This is a genomic window from Dysgonomonas sp. PH5-45 (assembly GCF_029893235.1).
Classification (GTDB): domain Bacteria; phylum Bacteroidota; class Bacteroidia; order Bacteroidales; family Dysgonomonadaceae; genus UBA1309.
The window spans coordinates 180,007-200,632 of the sequence record NZ_JARXWE010000001.1 but is presented as its reverse complement, the minus strand read 5'-3'; the positions used below and the strand labels follow the sequence as shown (position 1 = coordinate 200,632).

Annotated in this window: 19 protein-coding genes; 11 read left to right on the top strand and 8 right to left on the bottom strand. The window is 40.3% G+C overall.

From position 1 onward, the window contains the following. Window positions 1-5 precede the first annotated feature (5 nt). Window positions 6-473 carry a ribosome assembly cofactor RimP gene (rimP, locus tag M2132_RS00890; protein ID WP_280670349.1) on the bottom strand — a complete coding sequence of 156 codons (468 nt, stop codon included), beginning with the start codon at window positions 471-473 and terminating at the stop codon, window positions 6-8. 244 nt (window positions 474-717) lie between these two features. Here rimP and M2132_RS00885 point away from each other — a divergent pair, with 244 nt between their 5' ends. Beyond that, the gene (locus M2132_RS00885) at window positions 718-1,122 is read left to right on the top strand and encodes a hypothetical protein (protein WP_280670347.1); all 405 of its coding nucleotides are present in this window, start codon (window positions 718-720) and stop codon (window positions 1,120-1,122) included. 175 nt (window positions 1,123-1,297) lie between these two features. Here M2132_RS00885 and M2132_RS00880 read toward each other — a convergent pair whose 3' ends face one another. Next, on the bottom strand, window positions 1,298-2,455 hold the full coding sequence (locus M2132_RS00880; RefSeq protein ID WP_280670345.1) for an iron-containing alcohol dehydrogenase: 1,158 nt from the start codon (window positions 2,453-2,455) through the stop codon (window positions 1,298-1,300). Window positions 2,456-2,934: 479 nt separating this feature from the next. Between M2132_RS00880 and M2132_RS00875 the strand changes: the two genes are divergently transcribed. Continuing rightward, window positions 2,935-5,094, top strand: coding sequence for a translation factor GTPase family protein (locus M2132_RS00875; RefSeq protein WP_280670343.1), 2,160 nt, complete (start codon window positions 2,935-2,937; stop codon window positions 5,092-5,094). 101 nt (window positions 5,095-5,195) lie between these two features. Here the strand turns inward: M2132_RS00875 and M2132_RS00870 are convergent, their stop codons facing one another. The 4 genes from M2132_RS00870 to panB form a co-directional block, all read right to left on the bottom strand. Beyond that, the gene (locus M2132_RS00870) at window positions 5,196-5,417 is read right to left on the bottom strand and encodes a DUF2795 domain-containing protein (protein ID WP_280670341.1); all 222 of its coding nucleotides are present in this window, start codon (window positions 5,415-5,417) and stop codon (window positions 5,196-5,198) included. A gap of 77 nt (window positions 5,418-5,494) precedes the next feature. Next, complete coding sequence (locus M2132_RS00865) at window positions 5,495-6,052, bottom strand: cob(I)yrinic acid a,c-diamide adenosyltransferase (protein ID WP_280670339.1); 558 nt, start codon at window positions 6,050-6,052, stop codon at window positions 5,495-5,497. Window positions 6,053-6,058: 6 nt separating this feature from the next. Next, window positions 6,059-6,745: a class I SAM-dependent methyltransferase gene (locus tag M2132_RS00860; protein WP_280670337.1), complete on the bottom strand. Its 687-nt coding sequence runs from the start codon at window positions 6,743-6,745 to the stop codon at window positions 6,059-6,061. A 93-nt stretch (window positions 6,746-6,838) separates the two neighbouring features. Continuing rightward, window positions 6,839-7,657 carry a 3-methyl-2-oxobutanoate hydroxymethyltransferase gene (gene panB / locus M2132_RS00855; protein WP_280670335.1) on the bottom strand — a complete coding sequence of 273 codons (819 nt, stop codon included), beginning with the start codon at window positions 7,655-7,657 and terminating at the stop codon, window positions 6,839-6,841. A gap of 247 nt (window positions 7,658-7,904) precedes the next feature. Here panB and M2132_RS00850 point away from each other — a divergent pair, with 247 nt between their 5' ends. The 9 genes from M2132_RS00850 (at window position 7,905) to M2132_RS00810 (ending at window position 17,753) form a co-directional block, all read left to right on the top strand. After that, on the top strand, window positions 7,905-9,452 hold the full coding sequence (locus M2132_RS00850) for a glycosyltransferase family 39 protein (protein WP_280670332.1): 1,548 nt from the start codon (window positions 7,905-7,907) through the stop codon (window positions 9,450-9,452). Window positions 9,453-9,568: 116 nt separating this feature from the next. Beyond that, a complete protein-coding gene (locus tag M2132_RS00845) occupies window positions 9,569-10,153 on the top strand; it encodes an FKBP-type peptidyl-prolyl cis-trans isomerase (protein WP_280670330.1) in 585 nt (194 codons plus the stop codon). 20 nt (window positions 10,154-10,173) lie between these two features. Continuing rightward, window positions 10,174-11,208 (top strand): FKBP-type peptidyl-prolyl cis-trans isomerase, encoded by a 1,035-nt coding sequence (locus M2132_RS00840; RefSeq protein ID WP_280670328.1) that lies wholly within the window; start codon window positions 10,174-10,176, stop codon window positions 11,206-11,208. A 189-nt stretch (window positions 11,209-11,397) separates the two neighbouring features. Beyond that, window positions 11,398-11,862, top strand: coding sequence for an Lrp/AsnC family transcriptional regulator (locus M2132_RS00835; RefSeq protein ID WP_280670326.1), 465 nt, complete (start codon window positions 11,398-11,400; stop codon window positions 11,860-11,862). A 258-nt stretch (window positions 11,863-12,120) separates the two neighbouring features. Then, window positions 12,121-13,608, top strand: a complete 1,488-nt coding sequence (locus M2132_RS00830; protein WP_280670324.1) for an IMP dehydrogenase — start codon at window positions 12,121-12,123, stop codon at window positions 13,606-13,608. Window positions 13,609-13,755: 147 nt separating this feature from the next. Then, the gene (locus tag M2132_RS00825) at window positions 13,756-15,741 is read left to right on the top strand and encodes an Ig-like domain-containing protein (protein WP_280670322.1); all 1,986 of its coding nucleotides are present in this window, start codon (window positions 13,756-13,758) and stop codon (window positions 15,739-15,741) included. A gap of 34 nt (window positions 15,742-15,775) precedes the next feature. Next, window positions 15,776-16,585 (top strand): DUF3108 domain-containing protein, encoded by an 810-nt coding sequence (locus M2132_RS00820; RefSeq protein ID WP_280670320.1) that lies wholly within the window; start codon window positions 15,776-15,778, stop codon window positions 16,583-16,585. A 14-nt stretch (window positions 16,586-16,599) separates the two neighbouring features. After that, the gene (locus M2132_RS00815) at window positions 16,600-16,953 is read left to right on the top strand and encodes an MGMT family protein (RefSeq protein WP_280670318.1); all 354 of its coding nucleotides are present in this window, start codon (window positions 16,600-16,602) and stop codon (window positions 16,951-16,953) included. A gap of 203 nt (window positions 16,954-17,156) precedes the next feature. Further along, on the top strand, window positions 17,157-17,753 hold the full coding sequence (locus tag M2132_RS00810) for a hypothetical protein (protein ID WP_280670316.1): 597 nt from the start codon (window positions 17,157-17,159) through the stop codon (window positions 17,751-17,753). Window positions 17,754-18,087: 334 nt separating this feature from the next. On the opposite strand, the gene M2132_RS00805 is transcribed toward M2132_RS00810, so the two are convergent. Further along, the gene (locus M2132_RS00805) at window positions 18,088-19,020 is read right to left on the bottom strand and encodes an FKBP-type peptidyl-prolyl cis-trans isomerase (protein WP_280670314.1); all 933 of its coding nucleotides are present in this window, start codon (window positions 19,018-19,020) and stop codon (window positions 18,088-18,090) included. A 76-nt stretch (window positions 19,021-19,096) separates the two neighbouring features. Next, entirely contained in the window at window positions 19,097-20,521 is a 1,425-nt protein-coding gene (locus M2132_RS00800) for a M48 family metallopeptidase (protein ID WP_280670312.1), read from the bottom strand. Between the last annotated feature and the right edge of the window lie 105 nt (window positions 20,522-20,626).

Sequence of the window (20,626 nt, the reverse complement as noted above, 5' to 3'; positions counted from 1 at the left end):
ATGATTTATTTAAATCTTATTTGATATTTTGTATATTTTACCTCATCGTACCCAAAGGTCAGGTCTTCTTCTACAGCTACTTTGCGTTTAGCACCTTCGGGTTTTTCCATTCTTGTTATTGTAACAACAAATTGCTGCTCGTTGCAGTCTTTAAGCACCCCTGATAGTTTACGTCCGTCTTTGGTGAGTACCTCCACTTCGTTGCCTATATTTTTCTGATACTGGCGCACTATCTTGAAAGGAGACGTTATTCCGGCAGAGCCTACTTCAAGTTCAAAATCTTCCACCTCGCGGTCGAAGTGCGATTCTATATTTTTGTTCAGCAGTACGCAGTCTTCTATGCTGATGCCGTCTTCGCTGTCAATCTCAACAACAATGATGTTGCCGGGGCGTACCTGTACATCGACCAAAAACATTGCCGTATTTTGCAAATGCTGGGTAGTTATATCAATTATTTGTTGTTTGTCTATCATAAAAAACATTAGAATAATGAGAAAGAGGAAGCCGACGCCTCCTCTTTCCCTTCTGATTTCGGACACAAAAATACAGAATTTCAATCGTTTTGCCAAAATAATTTGGAAAAAATTGGCAACAACTAACATATTACAAGTACAGAATGTTAAATTATTATATATTTTTTTTATTTTTAGACTGTTTATCTTTCAGTATCCATTAAATTTGCATTTAAAGGCTTAAATTCAATAGATTATTTAGAAAATGAAAAAGAGACTTACATTTTTTGGCATTGTCCTATTTTTAGGTATATCTTTTTCCGCTTGTAGCAACGCTCAGGCTGTGGATAAGGAAATAGAACATGAGGTAGAAGCAATGAATTCGCAAATGCCTATGGTGCTGAACAGCAACACCCGTTTGGATAGTTGTGCGTATATTGCCAAAGGTAAGATATGCAAGTATTATGTAACATTAACAAACTTGAGTGTAGAAAGAGAAAAGATGGAGGAGCTCAGCGGCGAATCGAAAAAAAATTCTGCAGCATTTATCAAGCAAAGTAAAGAAATGCAGACTATGAAAGACCATGGCGTAACCGTAGAATACATCTATCGGAACAGTCAAGGTGAAACACTTTTCGACAATATCATCACTCCCGAAGATTATAAATAAAAAAAGATTGCCTCAAAAGCATTCTTTCGTTTCAGTTTACATATTGAACGTCAGTGAAACATCTTCTGTTTCAGAGTTAAGATTCTTCACCGACGTTCAGAATGACAAAAAGAGCAGCACTTTAATAGTGCTTTTTTTTCTTTTGAGGAGCTTCCTTTCGTATAATGTTCGATGCTTACAACCGCAATTTCAATATTTCGCGGACTACTTCGCCCGAAATATCCTGATGTTCGCCCAGCATCCAGCCTCTTGCCGATATACGGTTGGCAACGGCATCTACGGCTTCTTGCCCCAAGCCATAGTCGGATAGGTATGTTTTTACCTGCATTTCTTCAAAAAAGTCTTCAACGGCCTGTATCGTATTTTCTATAAGCACAGCCTGGGGTTTGTTGTCATTTATGCCAAACACCTGCTCTCCCATCTGAAGTATCTTATCTCCCTTTTGCTCTTTTTTTACTTTCAATAAGCCCGGCAAGACAATAGCCAGCGTTTGGGCATGGTCTAATCCGTAAAGGGCTGTCAACTCATGACCTATCATATGCGTAGCCCAATCTTGAGGTACTCCCTGGGCAATCCATTCGTTCAGTCCCCAAGTGGAAGCCCACATCAGGTTGGCACGTACATCGTAATCCTTGGGTTGTTTGAGGGCTTTGGGGCCTTCCTTTACCAATACTTTCAGTATAGATTCGGCAAACATATCCTGAAGCATTGCGTTCACCGGATAAGTTACGTATTGCTCCACTACATGCACAAAGGTATCAATCACGCCATTACTGGTTTGTTTGGGCGGAAGTGTAAAGGTTGTTGTGGGGTCTAAAACAGAAAATTTGGGATAAACCAATGACGAATGAAAAGCCAGTTTATCTTGTGTTTCGGCTTTTGTTATCACTGCCCCGCAATTCATTTCGGAGCCTGTTGCCGATAATGTCAGAACAACACCAAAAGGCATAGCTTTTTCTATCTTACCTTTGCCTGCTACCATAGTCCAAGGGTCAGGGCCGTCAAAACATGCTGCCGCAGCAATAAATTTGGTTGCGTCTACTACCGAACCACCACCCACGGCAAGCAAAAAATCGCATTTCTTTTCCTTAATCAGGGCTACGGCTTGCATGCAGGTTTCGTAGTGTGGATTGGCTTCGATACCCGAAAATTCGAAAAACGTATGTTCTTTCAAAGCATCTGTTACCTGATTGTAAACCCCGTTTCGTTTAATGCTGCCTCCTCCATATATAACCAGCACTTTGGCCGCGGCGGGTATTTCTTTCGATATTTCTTTGATTGTTTCTTTCCCGAATATAATTTTTACAGGATTCGCAAATGAAAAGTTATTCATAATTTTTTTGTTTTATATTATTTCTTACAGTATTTAAATTTTACAAGATAAGGGCTGAATTGAAGAACATCCAAGCGATGAACAAAGTTCTCTTAAAATTGATAATAAACAATAAAAAGAGACAAAAATAAATCACCCTAATGAAAGTTACAAAAAAATACCTGATGTGTGAATTTTGGCAACAAATAAATATCAATCATAAATATATAAAAACATCTATTCGTATTTATGTAAGCTTTACATAACAAACTGTTTATTTACACGTTAATGCTGCAAAATAAATTTTTATCTTAAAAACCGAAAATCGGCGGAATTTGGTTTATTGCTTTACAACATAAAATAATATGTATCCAAGCAAAAACTAATTATTTAATTTTGAGAAAATCGATAAAATTTATATCGTCTATAAACATCGGTTTTACTGCAACAAGGTTATCTTTTTTTAACCGCAAGTATTAATCTTATAAAACCATTAAGCCATGAAAATGTACCCAACCAATCAGATCAGGAATATAGCTATTCTTGGTAGTTCGGGATCCGGCAAAACCACTCTCGCCGAATCGATGCTATATGAAGCCGGTGTCATACAACGCCGGGGAACAGTTGAAGCAGGAAACACTGTGAGCGACTATTTCCCGGTGGAAAAAGAATATGGCTATTCTGTTTTTTCCAGTATTTTTTCTGTTGAATGGAAAGACCGAAAGCTTAACTTTATTGACTGTCCCGGATCGGACGATTTTATCGGTAACATCGTTACCTCGCTTAATGTAACCGACACAGCCTTAATGGTTCTTAATGCCCAATACGGGATGGAAGTGGCAACGATGAACCAATTGCGCTACACACGTAACCTCAAAAAACCCGTTATATTTATCGTAAACCAGCTTGACCACCCTAAAGCCGATTTCGACAACGTTATCTCGCAGCTTAAAAGCAATGTTGGCGAGAAGGTCGTTTTGGTACAATATCCGATAAACGTAGGTGAAGGCTTCAACTCGGTGGTGGATGTATTGACAGGAAAAATGTATCGCTGGAAACCCGAAGGCGGAGTGCCTGAGGTATTGGATATCCCCGACAGCGAAAAAGACAGAGCCGAAGAATTGCATAAACGTTTGGTTGAGGCCGCCGCCGAAAACGACGAATCGTTGATGGAAAAATACTTCGAGCAAGGAACGCTTACCCAAGACGAAATGCGCATGGGAATACGCTTCGGTTTGGTGCATAATGATATTTACCCTGTGTTCTGCGTATCGGCAGGACGCGACATGTGTGTGAGACGCACCCTCGAATTCCTCGGAAATGTTGTGCCTTATGTTGCCGACATGGAACCCCCTATAAATACAAATGGCGAGGTAGTAAAGCCCGACGCCAACGGACCTACCAGCCTGTTTTTCTTTAAAACAACCGTTGAGCCTCATGTGGGCGAAGTTTCTTACTTCAAAGTGATGAGTGGAACAATACGAGAAGGAGACGACCTTGTTAATGCAGACAGGGGATCGAAAGAGCGTATTGGGCAAATATTTTCTGTTGCCGGACAACAACGTACCAAGGTAGACGACCTTGCTGCCGGAGATATCGGGGCTACCGTAAAACTGAAAGATGTACGCACAGGAAATACCCTAAACGGTAAAGGTGCGGAAAACAAATTCGACTTCATTAAATATCCGGATCCTAAGTTCCGCCGGGCTATCAAGGCCGTGAACGAAAAAGACACGGAAAAGATGAACGAGGCTCTGATGCGTATGCATGGAGAAGACCCTACGTGGGTTGTCGAGAACTCGAAGGAGCTGAAACAGCTTATCGTATCGGGACAAGGTGAGTTTCATCTGAAAACCTTGAAGTGGCGACTCGAAAATAATGATAAGATTCAGATAACATTCTCCGAACCTAAAATTCCTTATCGCGAAACTATTACCAAAGCAGCCCGTGCCGATTATCGCCACAAGAAACAATCGGGAGGAGCAGGGCAGTTTGGCGAAGTTCACCTTATTGTTGAACCCTACTACGAAGGAATGCCTCCGGCCGAAACATACCGTTTTGGAGGGCAAGAGTTTAAAGTACAGTCGCGCGATGTGCAGACTTACGATTTGGAATGGGGCGGAAAGCTTGTTTTTGTGAATAGTATCGTGGGGGGAGCTATTGATGCCCGTTTCTTGCCGGCTATATTGAAAGGAATCATGTCGCGTTTGGAGCAAGGACCACTCACGGGGTCGTATGCCCGTGATGTTCGTGTTGTTGTTTACGACGGTAAGATGCACCCTGTAGACTCTAACGAAATTTCGTTCATGCTTGCCGGACGTAATGCTTTCAGCACCGCTTTTAAAGATGCTGCTCCAAAGATTCTGGAGCCTATATACGACGTTACGGTATTTGTTCCGTCCGACAAAATGGGCGATGTGATGAGCGACCTGCAAAACCGCCGTGCCATGATTATGGGTATGGAAAGCGACAAGGACATTGATGTGCTCAAAGCTAAGGTGCCACTCAAGGAAATGTCGAGCTACTCTATTTCACTGAGTTCGCTTACAGGGGGAAGGGCTTCGTTTACCATGAAGTTCTCCAGCTACGAATTAGTCCCCTCGGATGTTCAAGACAAACTGCTGAAAGAATACGAAGCCACTCAAACGGAGGAGGCTTAAACCATCTTTCATAATAGTATAAAAAGAGATTAGGGTAATTTTTGTTACCCTAATCTCTTTTTTATATGCTTCTTTTTAAAGCGTTTTAGTACCTTTTAGAGTTAGTATTCGTCTTCGTTAAAGAAAAAGTCTTCTTTGCTTGGATAGTCAGGCCAAATATCTTCTATAGTATCATATATTTCACCTTCGTCTTCCAGTTCCTGAAGGTTTTCTATAACCTCAAGAGGGGCGCCCGAACGTTGGGCATAATCAATTAGCTCTTCTTTGCTTGCGGGCCATGGAGCGTCTTCCAGTTTCGATGCTAATTCAAGTGTCCAGTACATAATCTTATATTTTTGTTATTTGTTTAGTTTCGTCTATGTATTTTTTAATTCCGCAAAAGTAAGATAATATTTATTTTTTACAACATGGTATCCCAGAATATTTCGCGCCCTGTTTTGTAACATTCTTTTCGTGCCAACAGAAAGAAATAATCGGAAAGCCGGTTTACAAATTTCAGTATATTATTATCGACAGGATATTCTTCTTTCACCTGATAAATTCGCCGCTCGGCACGACGGCATACAGAACGGCATACATGTGCTCTGGCTGCCGACTCTGAGCCTCCCGGCAAGACAAATTGTTTAAGCTTTGGTAGTTCGCTATCTATTTTGTCCATTTCCTGTTCAAGGAGTGCTATATCTTCGTCTTTTATGATGCTGGCTGCTCGTGCGTCCATCGTCTCGGTTTCGGTGGCAAGATACGAACCTACGGTAAAGAGCTTATGCTGTATGAAAGATAATATTTTCAGCGTGTCTTCGTCCTGTATCTGGCAGATAAGAAGACCAACAAACGAATTCAGTTCGTCGATAGTACCGTACGACTCCAAGCGTATATGAGATTTGGGCACACGCATCCCACCAACCAACGAAGTGCTACCGGCGTCCCCTGTTTTTGTATAAATAGAACTTTTTTTCATATCAGATTAAAAATTAAGGCGATAATTTCGTTTATAAAATTTTTTGTCGAAGAATAAGATTCCAATGTTGAACAAATCGAACGATACCCTTACGTCTTCAGTCTGCTTTAATTTCTTCCATAACGCTTGATACTGCTTCTTTGTTCGGATATTCTTGATAATTATGAAAGATTTTTCGTGACACAGTGGAAACAAATGTAAAACAAAGGCATCGAAAGTGAGAGGATTATTCTTTAAGTCTATAATCACACAATCTTGTTTTTCATCTATTTTTGGTAATTGAGATGTGTGCAAATTAATATCTCTGTTCCAACCGCTGTACAATTGCTGAGCCTTGGTGTATCTTTTCTTGGACGATTCAACACAGGTACATTTAATCAGACTTGAAGGGGCTGTTGCATACAATGTGGTGAGACCGGTACCAGAGCCTATCTCCAAAATATTTTTTGCATTAAAATAATTGATGAGCCGAAAAACCAGACGGTTATACTTTATTCCTTTGTTTTTTATTGTAGCTTTGCATTCCTGTAAATAAAGAGGTACGTCTTCGTAAGCATAGAACCATTTTTTTTCGTTTATGGCATTGGTTATCAGAGAATATGCAAAAGGAGAGTGAACGCCATGTCCTCCTCTGTGGCGTATTTTGTATACAACTCTGAGTCCTACTTTCGATAAACGGTATACCTTTACCATACAACTTTATTTGGGAACATGATTTTGATTTGTTCGCAAAAATAGAATAAAATCCTGTTTTACCATAAGGATTAGATAGGGTAAAACTGGGGTTTAATAACTTTCTTTTTTACTCGGAAAATCTTGTGTCTTAACGTCATCTATATACTTCTGTACAGCACCCGTAATGACTGTGTGCAAGTCTGCGTAACGGCGCAAGAACTTTGGCGAGAAGTCTTTATTGATACCCAACATGTCGTGAACAACAAGTACTTGCCCGTCAACACCGCCTCCCGCACCTATTCCGATTATGGGGATATACAAGTCCTTTGCGATGCTTTCGGCAAGTTGGGCGGGGATTTTTTCCAATACTATACCGAAACAGCCAACTTCTTGAAGAAGGCGGGCGTCGTTGGCCAGCTTTTTTGCTTCGCCTTCGTCTTTGCCCCGCACATTGTAGGTGCCATATTTATTGATAGATTGTGGCATCAACCCTAAATGTCCCATCACGGGAATACCTGCACCGATAATTTTGCGGATATCTTCAATTATTTCTTCTCCCCCTTCAATTTTTAAGGCATCCGCACCTGTTTCTTTCATTATGCGGATAGCAGCTTCGAGCGATTTCAACGGATCTCCCGAACACGAACCGAAAGGCATATCAACTATTACAAGTGCCCGTTTAACGGCATTCACTACCGATCGGCCGTGATAAATCATTTGGTCTACGGTCATCGGTAACGTGGTGGTATTGCCCACCATGACATTCGAGGCTGAATCGCCAACCAGAATGGCATCCATTCCTGCTTGGTCTATGATAGAAGCCATAGAATAATCGTATGCGGTAAGCATACTGATTTTTTCGCCTCGTTGTTTCATCTCACCCAACCGATGGGTAGTAACTTTTCTTGTATCCTCTGTGTATGTTGACATAAACGTTTTATCCTTTTTCGTTGATACCGGACAAAGGTAATAAATTATACTTGTAGTGTATTTTAAAATTAAAGATAAACAATAGTGTAATTGCCTTGCAATTTTGATCAGGTTATCTCGGTTTATGAACCAGTTTATTTTATACCTTTGTGATTGTTTTATGTGAAAAACTAAATTGATGCGAACAACACAAAGGTTATTAGATTTTTTGAATAAATATAAATACACAAGATAATATTATTGCATAATGGCACAAAAGGGTATTTCGTTCAGGGAACAGATATTATCGGAAAAAGGCATTTTTTTGTGTCTGTTTGTGTATAACGCCCTGCTGCTCTTTTTGTGTTCGCGGATGTCGCCACTTTACGATTTTAATGCGTGGTCGGACATAAATGTATATTTCACAATAGGTAAAGGATGGATGAATGGGTTGTTGCCATACCGCGATTTGTTCGATCATAAAGGACCTCTCATCTTTCTGATTTATGGTATTGGTTATCTGATAAGTAATACTGCTTTTTGGGGTGTTTATATAATAGAAGTCCTATTCTTTTTTATAGGTGGAGCCTCGACTTATCTGATAGCATTGTTTTTTCTGAAAAAAACATGGGCGTTTGGGGCATCTGTCATATTTTCATTACTAACCTTATGGTATAGTGGATGGGGAGGTGCAGCCGAAGAATTCGTTCTGATGGCGCAGATGCTTGGCCTATACCTGTTTTTCCGCTATTTCATACAGAAAGACTCGGCAAAACCTTCCTTGTGGCACATGTTGGCGCAAGGTGTAATATTTGCCTTTATATTCTTCATAAAGTTCAATCTGGCGGTTTTTCTATTCTTTCTTTTACTTGCCATATTCTTTAGCCAGTTACAGAAAAAACAATATGCCGATATACTGAAAAGTATCGCTGTATTTTTATGCGGTTTCTGTGTGGTGGCTTTGCCGTTTGTTGCTTACTTCCATATTAATTCGGCGTTGAATGATTTTATGGATGGCTACTTTACGTTTAATATGCGATATTCGGGAAAGGATGTAAATTTGCTTGATATAGATTTCGTATTGGGAGTTGCTGCCCGTTTTGCTAAGAGCATTGCCCATGCGCCTCTTTTCTTTGGTGTTGCCTTGCTTGGAATGTTGGTGTTTTGCCTGACGCCGTTTTTCGTGAGGAATATTTATGCCCGCTTAGGGGTGGGGCTTACTTATCTGGTATTTTCGGCCGTGGTTTTTATGACACCTGTCATAATGGAGTATTACTACATATCGCTGGCTGTTTTTCCGTTTCTTGGCTATGTGATTTTACTTTATTTTTTGCAGCACTATCTGGGGCAGGCAAAACAGAAAATATACTATGGGCTTTTTGCATTGCTTGGCTTAGGCATAGGCTGCGCTCAAAAACAGTTTTTTGGCGAATCGATTGAGGTGTTAACCCGACAGACAGAACCCCAAACTGTGGAAACCAAATTTTCAGATATACTGAAAAAAGACTCTCAGTCCACTTTACTTTCGTTGGGCTTAGACCGGGGGATGGGCGTGTTTACCAAAGCGAACGTTGTGCCCGATGTAAAGTATTTTTTCTATCCTAATATAAGATATGAGGCTTTTCCTCTTATATGCGATTCACAAGTTCGGTATGTGCAAGAAGGTAAGCCCCGTTATATAGTGATGTGCAGTCAGTTCATTTATTCCGACTATTTTTTGGCACTTCCAGAGTTTAATGAAAAATACAGAGAAGTGGCAACTTTCCACGAAGACAATAGCCTTTACAGTTTATACAAGCTAATTGAAACGAAATAGGCATTTTTATAAATAAAAAAGTAAGAAGTTTCTTTTAAAAGAATTACTTTTGTGCGTTTTGCACATACCTTATGTGCAAGCCAAAATAAAGAAAACCAAATTATTTAGATTATTTTATGGATAAAATTAGTTACGCATTGGGATTGAGTATCGCCAATAATTTTCTTAACACAGGTATCAAGGATTTGGACGTAGCATCATTCTCGAAAGCGATAGAAGATGTTATGGGCGAAAAAACTCTTGATATGTCGTACGACGAAGCAAAGAACATAATGAACGAATTCTTTACAAAACTTCAGGAAGAAAAGCTCGAAAATAATCTGAAAGCCGGAAAAGAATTTTTAGAAATAAATAAAAATAAAGCCGGTGTAGTGACTCTGCCAAGCGGACTCCAATATGAGATATTGGTGAAAGGCGATGGAAAGATTCCAACGGCAACCGACCAGGTAAAATGCCACTATCACGGAACGCTGATTAACGGAACAGTTTTCGACAGTAGTGTTCAACGTGGTACACCTGCCACATTCGGCGTCAATCAGGTTATACCCGGATGGGTTGAGGCTTTACAGTTGATGCCTGTTGGCTCTAAATGGAGATTGTTTATTCCTTCTAACCTGGCTTACGGAGAGTCGGGAGCAGGGCAAGCCATAGAACCGAACTCAACTCTTATTTTTGATGTAGAATTGTTAGGGATAGAATAACTTAAAACATATAAAAATCCATGAAAAAAATTCAAGTATTAGCATTAAGTGCCGTTGTTGCGCTTGGTGCGGCATTTACTTCATGTAATTCAGATGGTTCAAGTGCAGGAAACGCATCTTTGAAAACAGACGTAGATACCCTTTCTTACGCGATGGGTGTTAGCGTAACTCAAGGATTGACCGAATATCTTCAGCAATTGGGAGTTTTGGCCGATACAGCCATGCTGAAAATGATTCATCAGTCAATGATTGAAGCTGAGAAGGACGCTACTAAAAAAGCGGAACTCGAAAAAGACTTTAAATTCAGACTCGACTCGGTAGTTTCTGCCAACAAAAAGAACCTTGCCGACTTCAAAAAAGGTTTGAGCGAAGTATTTAGTAAATCAGATAACAATTCTTATAAGGCAGGCTTGTCTGTCGGTATACAGATTGCCCAAATGATGGAGGGAACAGAAAAACAACTATTTGCCGATGACGATAAGCAAAAGTTGAATAAAAAAGCTTTCCTTTCGGGTTTCTTTGCATCTGTAGACGGTAAAAAATTGGCAATGGAAAATCCTCAAGCTATTTTCCAAGCTAAAATGAACGATTTGCAAGATAAGGCAAAAGAGTCTGAAAAAGCATCTCAACAGCAACAAGAAGAAGCGTTGCTTGCCCAGTATGGAGAAAATAAAGCTGCCGGAGAAAAATTCTTGGAAGAAAATAAAACGAAAGACGGTGTTAAAACCCTTCCCAGCGGAGTACAATATAAAGTTATTACTGCCGGCAAGGGCGAAAAACCAACCGCTACGAATGTCGTGAAAGTTAATTATAAAGGATCATTGATCGATGGTACTGTTTTTGAAAGTAGTTTTGAATCCGGAAAACCTGCAATATTCCCTGTAAATCAGGTAATCCCGGGCTGGACGGAAATCTTGCAACAAATGCCCGTAGGGTCAAAATGGATGGTTTTCATTCCACAAAACCTTGCCTATGGCAGTGGTGGAGCCGGAGAGATGATTAAGCCATTTTCGACACTTATTTTTGAAATAGAGCTGTTGAACATAGAACAATAAATAAAAAAGATTGGCATATAAACAGATCGGGGAACTACTCCGGTCTGTTTTTTTAATGGACACCTATACCTGAAAAAGTATTTATAGAGATATAAATGATTTAAATGATTTCTTTTTTTGTCAAAAAGAAAGATTGTTACAAAAAAAGTATTATTTTTGGTTTCAAAATAATATTAAAAAGCAAAAATTATGGATAAAATAGATAAACTAGATAAGAAAATCCTTGAAATAATATCTCAGAATGCCCGTATCCCATTTAAGGACGTGGCGTTGGAGTGCGGGGTATCTAGGGCGGCTATTCATCAACGTGTGCAGAGAATGATCGAGATGAACGTAATAGTGGGCTCGGGTTATATTATCAACCCTAAGGTTTTGGGGTATAATACATGCACATACATAGGGGTTAAGCTTGAAAAAGGGTCGATGTATAAAACTGTGATTCCGGAGTTGGATAAAATACCGGAGATAGTTGAATCGCACTTTACAACAGGTCCGTACACTATTTTGGTTAAGCTGTATGCTCGCGACAACGAGCATCTTATGGATTTGTTGAATAACAAAATTCAGGAAATACCCGGAGTTGTTGCAACCGAAACAATGATTTCGTTGAGCCAAGGTGTTAAACGACAAATACCAATATCAAGACCCGAATAAAATCATATATCTATTTAGTTAGATAACTATAATGAATCAACTAACAAAGCCGAAATTCAATTTCGGCTTTGTTGGTTATCGTATTTTATAAAATGAAAAGACAATTTAGGCGAATTCAAAATTAGGATTATTTCCCATAACATAAATATTAGCCTATAATCTTGTTAAAATTTGAACGCAGGCAAACAGAATACGGAATGAAATTACTAATTTTGCTCAATTATTCCTATTTCTCAACGATAAAAGACTTTTTAGCTTATGGCAATCTACTTAGATAACGTTTCCAGAACTTTTGGAGAATACCTCCTTATACCTGGCTTAACAACCAGAGAGTGTTTACCTGCAAATGTAAATCTGAAAACTCCTTTGGTAAAACACAAAGTCGGCGAAGAACCTAAAATATCGCTCAATATCCCTTTCGTTTCGGCTATCATGCAATCGGTGTCGGGGCCCGAATTGGCAATAGAACTGGCTCGCAACGGAGGTTTGTCTTTTATTTTTGGCTCGCAACCTATTGCCAGCCAAGCGGAAATGGTGCTCAAAGTTAAAAAGTTCAAAGCCGGATTCGTGGTGAGCGATTCTAACCTGACCCCCGAACACACATTGGCCGACGTTGTGGAACTGAAACGAAAAACAGGCCATTCCACGATAGGCATTACCGATAACGGGCAGCAGAACGGAAAACTGTTAGGAATAGTTACCAGCCGCGATTACCGTGCCGACAAAGACCCTCTTGATACAAAAATACGGGACTTTATGACTCCACAGTCTAAACTCATTGTTGGCAAGTTGGGTATCAGCCTCTCGGAGGCCAACCAGATTATCTGGAAAGAAAAACTAAACACCCTGCCCATCGTTGACGACGAAGGCAACCTTGCATATTTTGTTTTCCGTAAAGACCACGAAGGCCATCGCGAAAATCCCCTCGAAATGCTTGGCAGCGACAAAAAACTGCTTGTAGGGGCAGGTATCAACACCCGCGACTATAAAGAGCGTGTGCCCGCCCTTGTAGAAGCCGGGGTAGACGTGCTTTGCATCGACTCTTCGGATGGATTCTCGGAATGGCAATACGACACCATAAAATGGATTAAAGAACAATACGGCAACAGTGTTTTGGTAGGAGCAGGCAACATCGTAGACAAAGACGGGTTCGATTACCTTGCCGAAGCCGGAGCCGACTTCATAAAAGTTGGTATTGGCGGTGGTTCCATCTGTATCACTCGCGAACAAAAAGGAATAGGTCGCGGACAGGCAACCGCTCTGATTGACGTAGCCGAAGCCCGCGACGAGTATGCCCGCCAGACAGGTTATTATATCCCTATTTGTAGCGATGGCGGATTGGTTCACGATTACCATATGGTGCTATCGCTGGCTATGGGAGCCGATTTTATGATGATGGGACGTTATTTTGCCCGCTTCGACGAGTCGCCCACAAAGGTGCTGCGTGTAGGCAACAATTACGTGAAAGAATATTGGGGCGAGGGTTCTAACCGTGCCAAAAACTGGCAACGCTACGACACGGGAGGCAACGATTCGCTGAAGTTTGAAGAAGGTGTTGACAGTTACGTGCCTTATGCCGGAAAGATGAAAGACAACCTGAACAGTACCTTGAGCAAAATACGGTCAACCATGTGCAGCTGCGGAACAATCACGATTCCCGATTTGCAGAAAAACTCAAAAATCACATTGGTTTCGGCCACAAGTATCGTTGAAGGCGGTGCTCACGATGTGATACTGAAAGAGTAACCCCCCCCACTGGGAATAATATACAACTAATCCTTTCTGTGTATTCTTTTTTTGATGCACAGAAAGGATTAACTAATTTTTTGAATCCATATTCTGCATATGTAGCAAAACATCGTACTTTTGCCTCAAGTAACGAACTGAATAGCTATGAGCCTATCCCGTAGTTGGTATTTTAATGTTTTAGGGAAAACCGCTTCCCTTCTATCTGTTTTTCTGGCATTCTATTCTTGTGCCAGTATAGGCTCGCCTTCGGGTGGTGATTACGATTTGGACCCACCCAAAGTTATAAGTTGCTCCCCTCAGTTTAATGCGCTAAATGTTGCGAATGGGAAAATAACTATCGAGTTCGACGAACTGGTGCAAGTAGAAAACCCCAACGAAAAGGTTATAATAACTCCCCCACAAAGCAAGATGCCTGTAATACAGGCCATCAGCAACAAAGTAAAGGTAGAACTCAGGGACTCCCTGCTGCCTAATACAACTTATACGATAGATTTTACGGATGCCATAGTCGATTATAACGAAGGTAATCCTCTGGAAAGCTTCTCCCTTTCATTCTCAACGGGAGATAAATTGGACTCGCTCGTTGTTTCGGGCAAAGTTCTGGCGGCCGAAAACTTAGAGCCGGTAAAAGGATTTTATGTTGGTTTGCACTCCAATCTGAACGACTCGGCTTTCACGAAAAACCGTTTCCTCCGCATATCGCGCACCAACGATAAAGGAGAATTTGCAATCAGAGGAATTGCAGAAGGCGAATATAGGATTTATGCTTTGAACGATTTAAACCGCGATTACAAGTACGACAACCCAAGTGAGGATATCGCCTTTCTGGGCACAACCATCATTCCATTTACTGCTCCCGCCACCCGTTTAGATACAATATACAATCAAGACGTAAAAGCTATAACCGACTCAGCCAAACTTATAGAGGAAATACGGGAAGTATCTTACACCCGCTTCCTGCCCGACGACATACTTCTACGTTCTTTCTCTTCAGGAATAAAACGACAATACCTGCAAAAATACGAACGCCCATCGGCTAGCATACTGAAAATATATTTTGGTGCGCCAACCGCTATGCCTCAGATAGAACCTCTTAACTTCGATAAAAACAAAGAATGGGCTCTCTTGGAAAAAACACCACAAAACGATACGCTTACCTATTGGATAACCGATGCTTCGGTAGCCGGTATAGACACACTGTCGTTCAAAATAACATACCCGAAAACCGATTCCTTAAACCAGCTCGTCCCAACGACCGACACCCTGCACTTTGTGGATAAAACCCGGAAACCTAAAAAAGAGAATGACGATAAGGATAAAGAAATCACCTTCTTAAATATAAAAACGAACATTTCGGGGATATTCGATGTTGATAAAAATATATCGGTAGAGTTCGAGAAACCTGTCCCCGGTTTTGCAGACGATAAAAATATGAGATTATACTCGGTTGTCGATTCGGTTGAAACACAGATAGATTACAACATTGAGGCCGACTCGTTAAACCCACGTAAATATTTATTAATAGCCAAACTGGAAGCGGGAAACAAATTCAAGTTGGTTGCCGATTCGGCCAATATTTGGTCGTACGACGGATTTTGGAATAAACCCGAAAGTTATGAGTTTACTGTCCGTCCACTAAGCCAGTATGGGCAATTATATATCGACGTAACAGGGTTAGACAAAGATGCTCCGGCATTTATCGAACTATTAGACAAAAGCGATGCCCCTGTCCGTAAACGGAATGTACGCGATGGAGGAGCGCTCTTTAAGAATCTTTTGCCCGGTACATATTATGCCCGTATCATAATAGACGAAAACAACAATGGGATGTGGGATACCGGAAATTTTGAGAAAGGCCTGCAACCCGAAATGGTATATTATTACAATAAACCGTTCGAGATAAAAGCCAACTGGAAACACGGAATGGAAGAGCCTTGGAACATCCAAAGCCTGCCGTTAGACCAACAGAAGCCAACCGAAATACTAAAAAATAAACCCACAGAAAAGAAAACCAAAAGACAAGAACTTGAGGAACGGGATGCAAAGAAAAATAAACAATCTGCAACACCCGATTCGAACAAAAGAGTAAAGGGTAATGAGTTCCGCAACTATAACCCTCAGCTCAATTGACCTACAACAAATCAACTTAACGCACAGTTACATTATGAAAAAGCTTATTAACCATATCGTATTGCTAACCGTAATGCTGATTGCGACCGGTTCTCAGATTATGGGGCAGTGCAAGATAGACAATACGTTCCTGTTGGCAGGCGAAACCCTCCAATACGACCTTTATTATAAATTGGGGCTCTCGCCCAAAGCAGGTTGGGGAACCCTCCGTACTGTAAATACAACCTATAACGGGCAAAACGCCTACAAGATGGATCTGATAACAGCTTCAACAGGCTTTGCACGCAAAATATTCTCGCTCAACGATACCCTGACAAGCTATATGAGCAAAGACCTCTCCCCGCTGGCATACTACAAACGTGCTCACGAGGACGACGACTTCACGGACGAGAGAATGACTTACAAATATTCGGGAAACACTGTTTCAATTACTTCCACACGGTACAAAAACGGAAAACTGCGATTCACAAAATCGTTCAACGCAAACCAATGTACCTACGATATGCTGTCGGTGGTGTTCTACGCCCGTTCGCTCGATTACAGTAAAATGGCAAAAGGAACCCGCTCGCGTATCAATTTCCTGTCAGGAAAAACCCGGCAGAATATGGAAATCGTTTACAAAGGAGCAGAAACAATAAAAGCCAACGATGGGCGAAAGTACAAATGCTATAAACTTGTCCTTATCACCAGCGACGATGCCTTCAAAAATCAATCGGAAGCCATGACCATCTATATCAGTAACGATGCCAACCGATTGCCTGTAAGGATAGATACTGGACTTAAAGTAGGCGCTATACGTGTCATTCTTAAAAAAGTTTCCGGCACTCGTCATCCTGTTGGATAAAGCCAGCCATTTTCATGAGCAGAATGGATAAAGCCGAAAAACAAGCTTTTGCCGAAGCCGTATATACCATCGCAAGGCTTGTCCCTTGTGGTAGGGCTACAAGCTATGGAGCAATAGCCAAAGCTACCGGATATGCAAACATGCCGAGAATGGTAGGAAAGATAATGAGCCAGTGCGACTCTGAGGCAACAGGAGTTCCGGCACACCGTGTTGTTAATAGTCAAGGCATACTTTCGGCACGGGAAGCCTTTGGCAGCAACGGAGAGATGCAACAATTGCTCGAAGCCGAAGGACACACTATCATCAACAACAAGATACAGAACTGGAAAACGGCTTTTTGGAACCCGTTGGACGAAATTCAATTATAACTTTTAGTTATTAAGGATAATTGTACACAATCTCTCCTAGTTTATAATAAAATTTATTCATTAACATATTTACCTGTTTAAGGATTGCGTATTCTTAAACTTTTACCATTATTACTTTCATGTCATTGTACTTTTTATAAAGGAAGTGTTATATTTGCATGCTTTTATAATAAACTTTTAATAAAATACAAATTAATTTAATTATGAGAAAAATTATCATCGGGCTGTGTGTCTTATTTTTAGTTCCCTGTGTTAGTATTTATGCCCAAAAAAAAGTTGCTACATACGAAATGAGCTATTTCTCTGACAAGAAATATGACATCGAAGGGTTGCTAGACAAAGATGGAATGCTTTCTGTTTATATCGGAGTAGAAGGAAAGGCTAAAACCACAACGGTTAAATTTGAAGAAAAAGAATTAAAAGAACTGAAAAATACTTTAGAGCAAATTAAAAACAAATTTTCGGAATGGTCTAAAATCGCTAAAGAAAATAATGTTACCGATATGACTAAAGAGATGGATTTCAGTCTGCCCAAATCTACCATCTGTTGGTATAGCTCTAAGTGGTTTTTCGCATTTAATCAAGAATTAAAACCTACATTTATGATTTTAGAAGGGAACAGACATATTGTTTCAATTGTAAAAAAAGTAACTGCATCATCAAATAAATATATTGATGAAACTATTTATTGGATATTTTCTTCCCCTCAAGAAATTGATGCATTTATTAATTTGATAGATATAGATAAATTAAAACAAGAATTAGGTAAAGAGAAAAAGACTGAAGAATTATTTCAATAATTTTATCTCATTCTAAAATAGATTGACTGGATTTATAATTAGGTTCAAGATTAGTTAAGTGCATTCAAAAAGTATTTAATTAATCTTGAACCTAATTAATTCAGACCTTTGGAGTAATAAATATATCGAAATTGCGCAAACAATCCGCTTAAATTTATAGGCCCTGCCGGACAAAATCTGAATAAACGATGCCTTATTATGATTTAATCATACTCTCCGCTGCGTGAGTCTTTCCAATAAAGGTTTGCGACACATCCGTATGCTGTTAATACTTAACGAGGTCGGATATTTCAAAAAATATCCGACCTCGTTTTTAAGCTATTTTGTTCTGAAGTTAATTTCCGGATTCAGCACCGATAACTTCCAATAGTTCGATATCAAAAATAAGGGTTGAATAAGGTTTAATCTTACCCATATCGCGCGAACCATATGCTAATTCGGCAGGGATATAAACAGTCCATTTTGAACCCTGTGGCATTAATTTCAAAGCTTCGGTCCACCCGGGGATAACCTGAGTAACACCAAAAGTAATTGGTTCGCCACGATCTACACTGCTATCAAAAACTGTTCCATCAATCAGAGTTCCGTGGTAATGCACTTTCACTTTGTCGGCCGATGTAGGTTTAGGTCCGTTTCCTTCTTGCAGTATTTTATATTGAAGTCCGTCGGGCAAAGTTACAACACCGCTTTTCGCTTTATTTTCGTTAAGGAACTTTTCGCCTTCGGCAATATTATTAGCATATTTTACTTTTAAATCGGCATCTTGTTTTACTTGCTCTTTCTGTTGAGCTTGCATTGCTTTATTTTGTATCAGCTCATTGGCATTTGGTAGTAATAAGGGCTTTTTCTTTAAAGATGCTTCAAATCCTGAAAGAAAAGCCGCGTTGTTTACCTTAACGCCTTCTTCCCCGATCAGTTTATCGAAGTTTTCTATCGTTTGCGACACTTGTCCGGCAACGCCAATTCCCTTATAGTATGCTTCCTTAGCAGCTGCTTGGGCGAAGTATTCTTTAAACCCATCCATAAAAAGGCTCAAGTTTTTCTTGTTAGCGATGCTATCTGTTGCATTTAAAACTCCTATTTGTTTCAGATGGTCATCCAAGCCTTGAGTTATAGCTGCTCCCATCGCGTACGACAGGGAGTCTATTTCATTATTAAGGCTCTTGACAGAAGTACCTGCGGTTTTTTTTACCGCTTTTTTCTGTGCCGATAAAGGCATCGCGGCAATCAATGCAAATAGAAAAAAGGTTAATGTGATTTTTTTCATTTTTTTTGAGATTATTTTCGTTAATATATTACATTATATTTTTTGTGCAAAGTTAAGTTATTTTCCTTGATACCCTTTATTTTAAAGCTTTGATTTCTTCGTTACGAGCAGTCGTTTCAAGCTTTTGTGTCTCTGTGTAAATACGCTCCTGTTCTTTTTCCATACGCAGGATTTCGGTCGAAAGACTACGCTTATCGTTTGCTGAAGCATTGGCATAAATGTTTCTTTGTTTCGTCAAAGCGTCTTCCAACTTTGCCAATTCTTTCTGTAAGCTATTCACTTTTTGATATGTACTACGGGCCGATGGGTTTCGGAAGTCTTTAAGGGTATAGTATGTGTATTTGTCGTTGACAATAAACTCAAAGTCCTTTTTCTCCTCGGTTTTCACGGCAGGGGCTTTCCTGGCCAGTGCAATAAGTTTGCTATAATCTGCTCCTCGCTCCCACGAATCTTTGATAGAGCCGATGCGCGCACGGTTTGCTTTGTACAGGTCGTCTTCCGACTCCACAATCTCTACCTCCTTGTTTGGTATAAAAGTATACACACACACCATTCCTTCGGGTTGAAACCTATCGGATGCAAACCAGCCAACGCCCTTTTCTTCATCAATCACCATCAGATAGTCGTTGTAGCGCGAGTTGAAAGGCATGTTCATACGTTCGGGTGTCAGGTACGTATCGTTATTCATATTGTAGCGGGTCACATACAGGTCGTAGCCTCCTATACCCTCTGTGCTTTCGGCCGAAAAGTAGGTTGTTACACCATCGGGCATAACAAATACATAATTTACATTGCCCTGTATACCAAAGTTCTGTGCATCCAGCTTTTTCTCATTGCCAAAGCCGTCTATCAGCTTGTCCATCGAAAACAAACTGTAATGTGCCTCACCGGGTTGTGCAAAATATATTTTACTTCCTTTTTCGTTGTAATATACGGTAGATGTTACAGATTGGTTAGCATCAAATACGTTATTGAAGTAATCCAGTTTTCCGCCACTATGACTCAGGTGATAGGCCGACAGCAGATTTCGTTTGTTTACCACCACGCTGTCAACTATCCGGATGTTTTCCGCACGATTCACCAATTTGCGCAAATCATTCATCTTCTCTTTTCGCTCAGAAATCAATGCCGGGGCATTCTTTTCCCTCCGGCTCAATTTCAGATATTGGTCGTATTCTTTACCTGCTTCCGCAAAACGGTACAGGTCGGTATAAGCATCGCCAAGGTAGAGGTATGCCTCTTTATTTTTCTTTGCTGCGCTTTGCAGTAATACGATTGCTTTGTTCACATCTATTCGTGCCTCAAAGAGGCTTACTCCGTATTTGAATGCTGTGGCCTCGTCGGGCTTCTCCTGATATGCTTGTTCGTACAAACGGGTAGCCTCTTTGTAGTTTTTACCCTCGAAGAGGGCATTGGCTTTTATCAAAACGTCGGATGCTTGCGCTTGCAGGCAATATGCAAACAATAGGAGCAAAGAACAAATTAAGGCGAAGCGTTTCATAATCTACGTTTGTTTTTGTTTTCAAAGATAATAAATTGTGGTGATAGTGAAACGGAAACAATTCTCATCTATCGTAGTTAAAAACTATTTATGATATTTAATGAA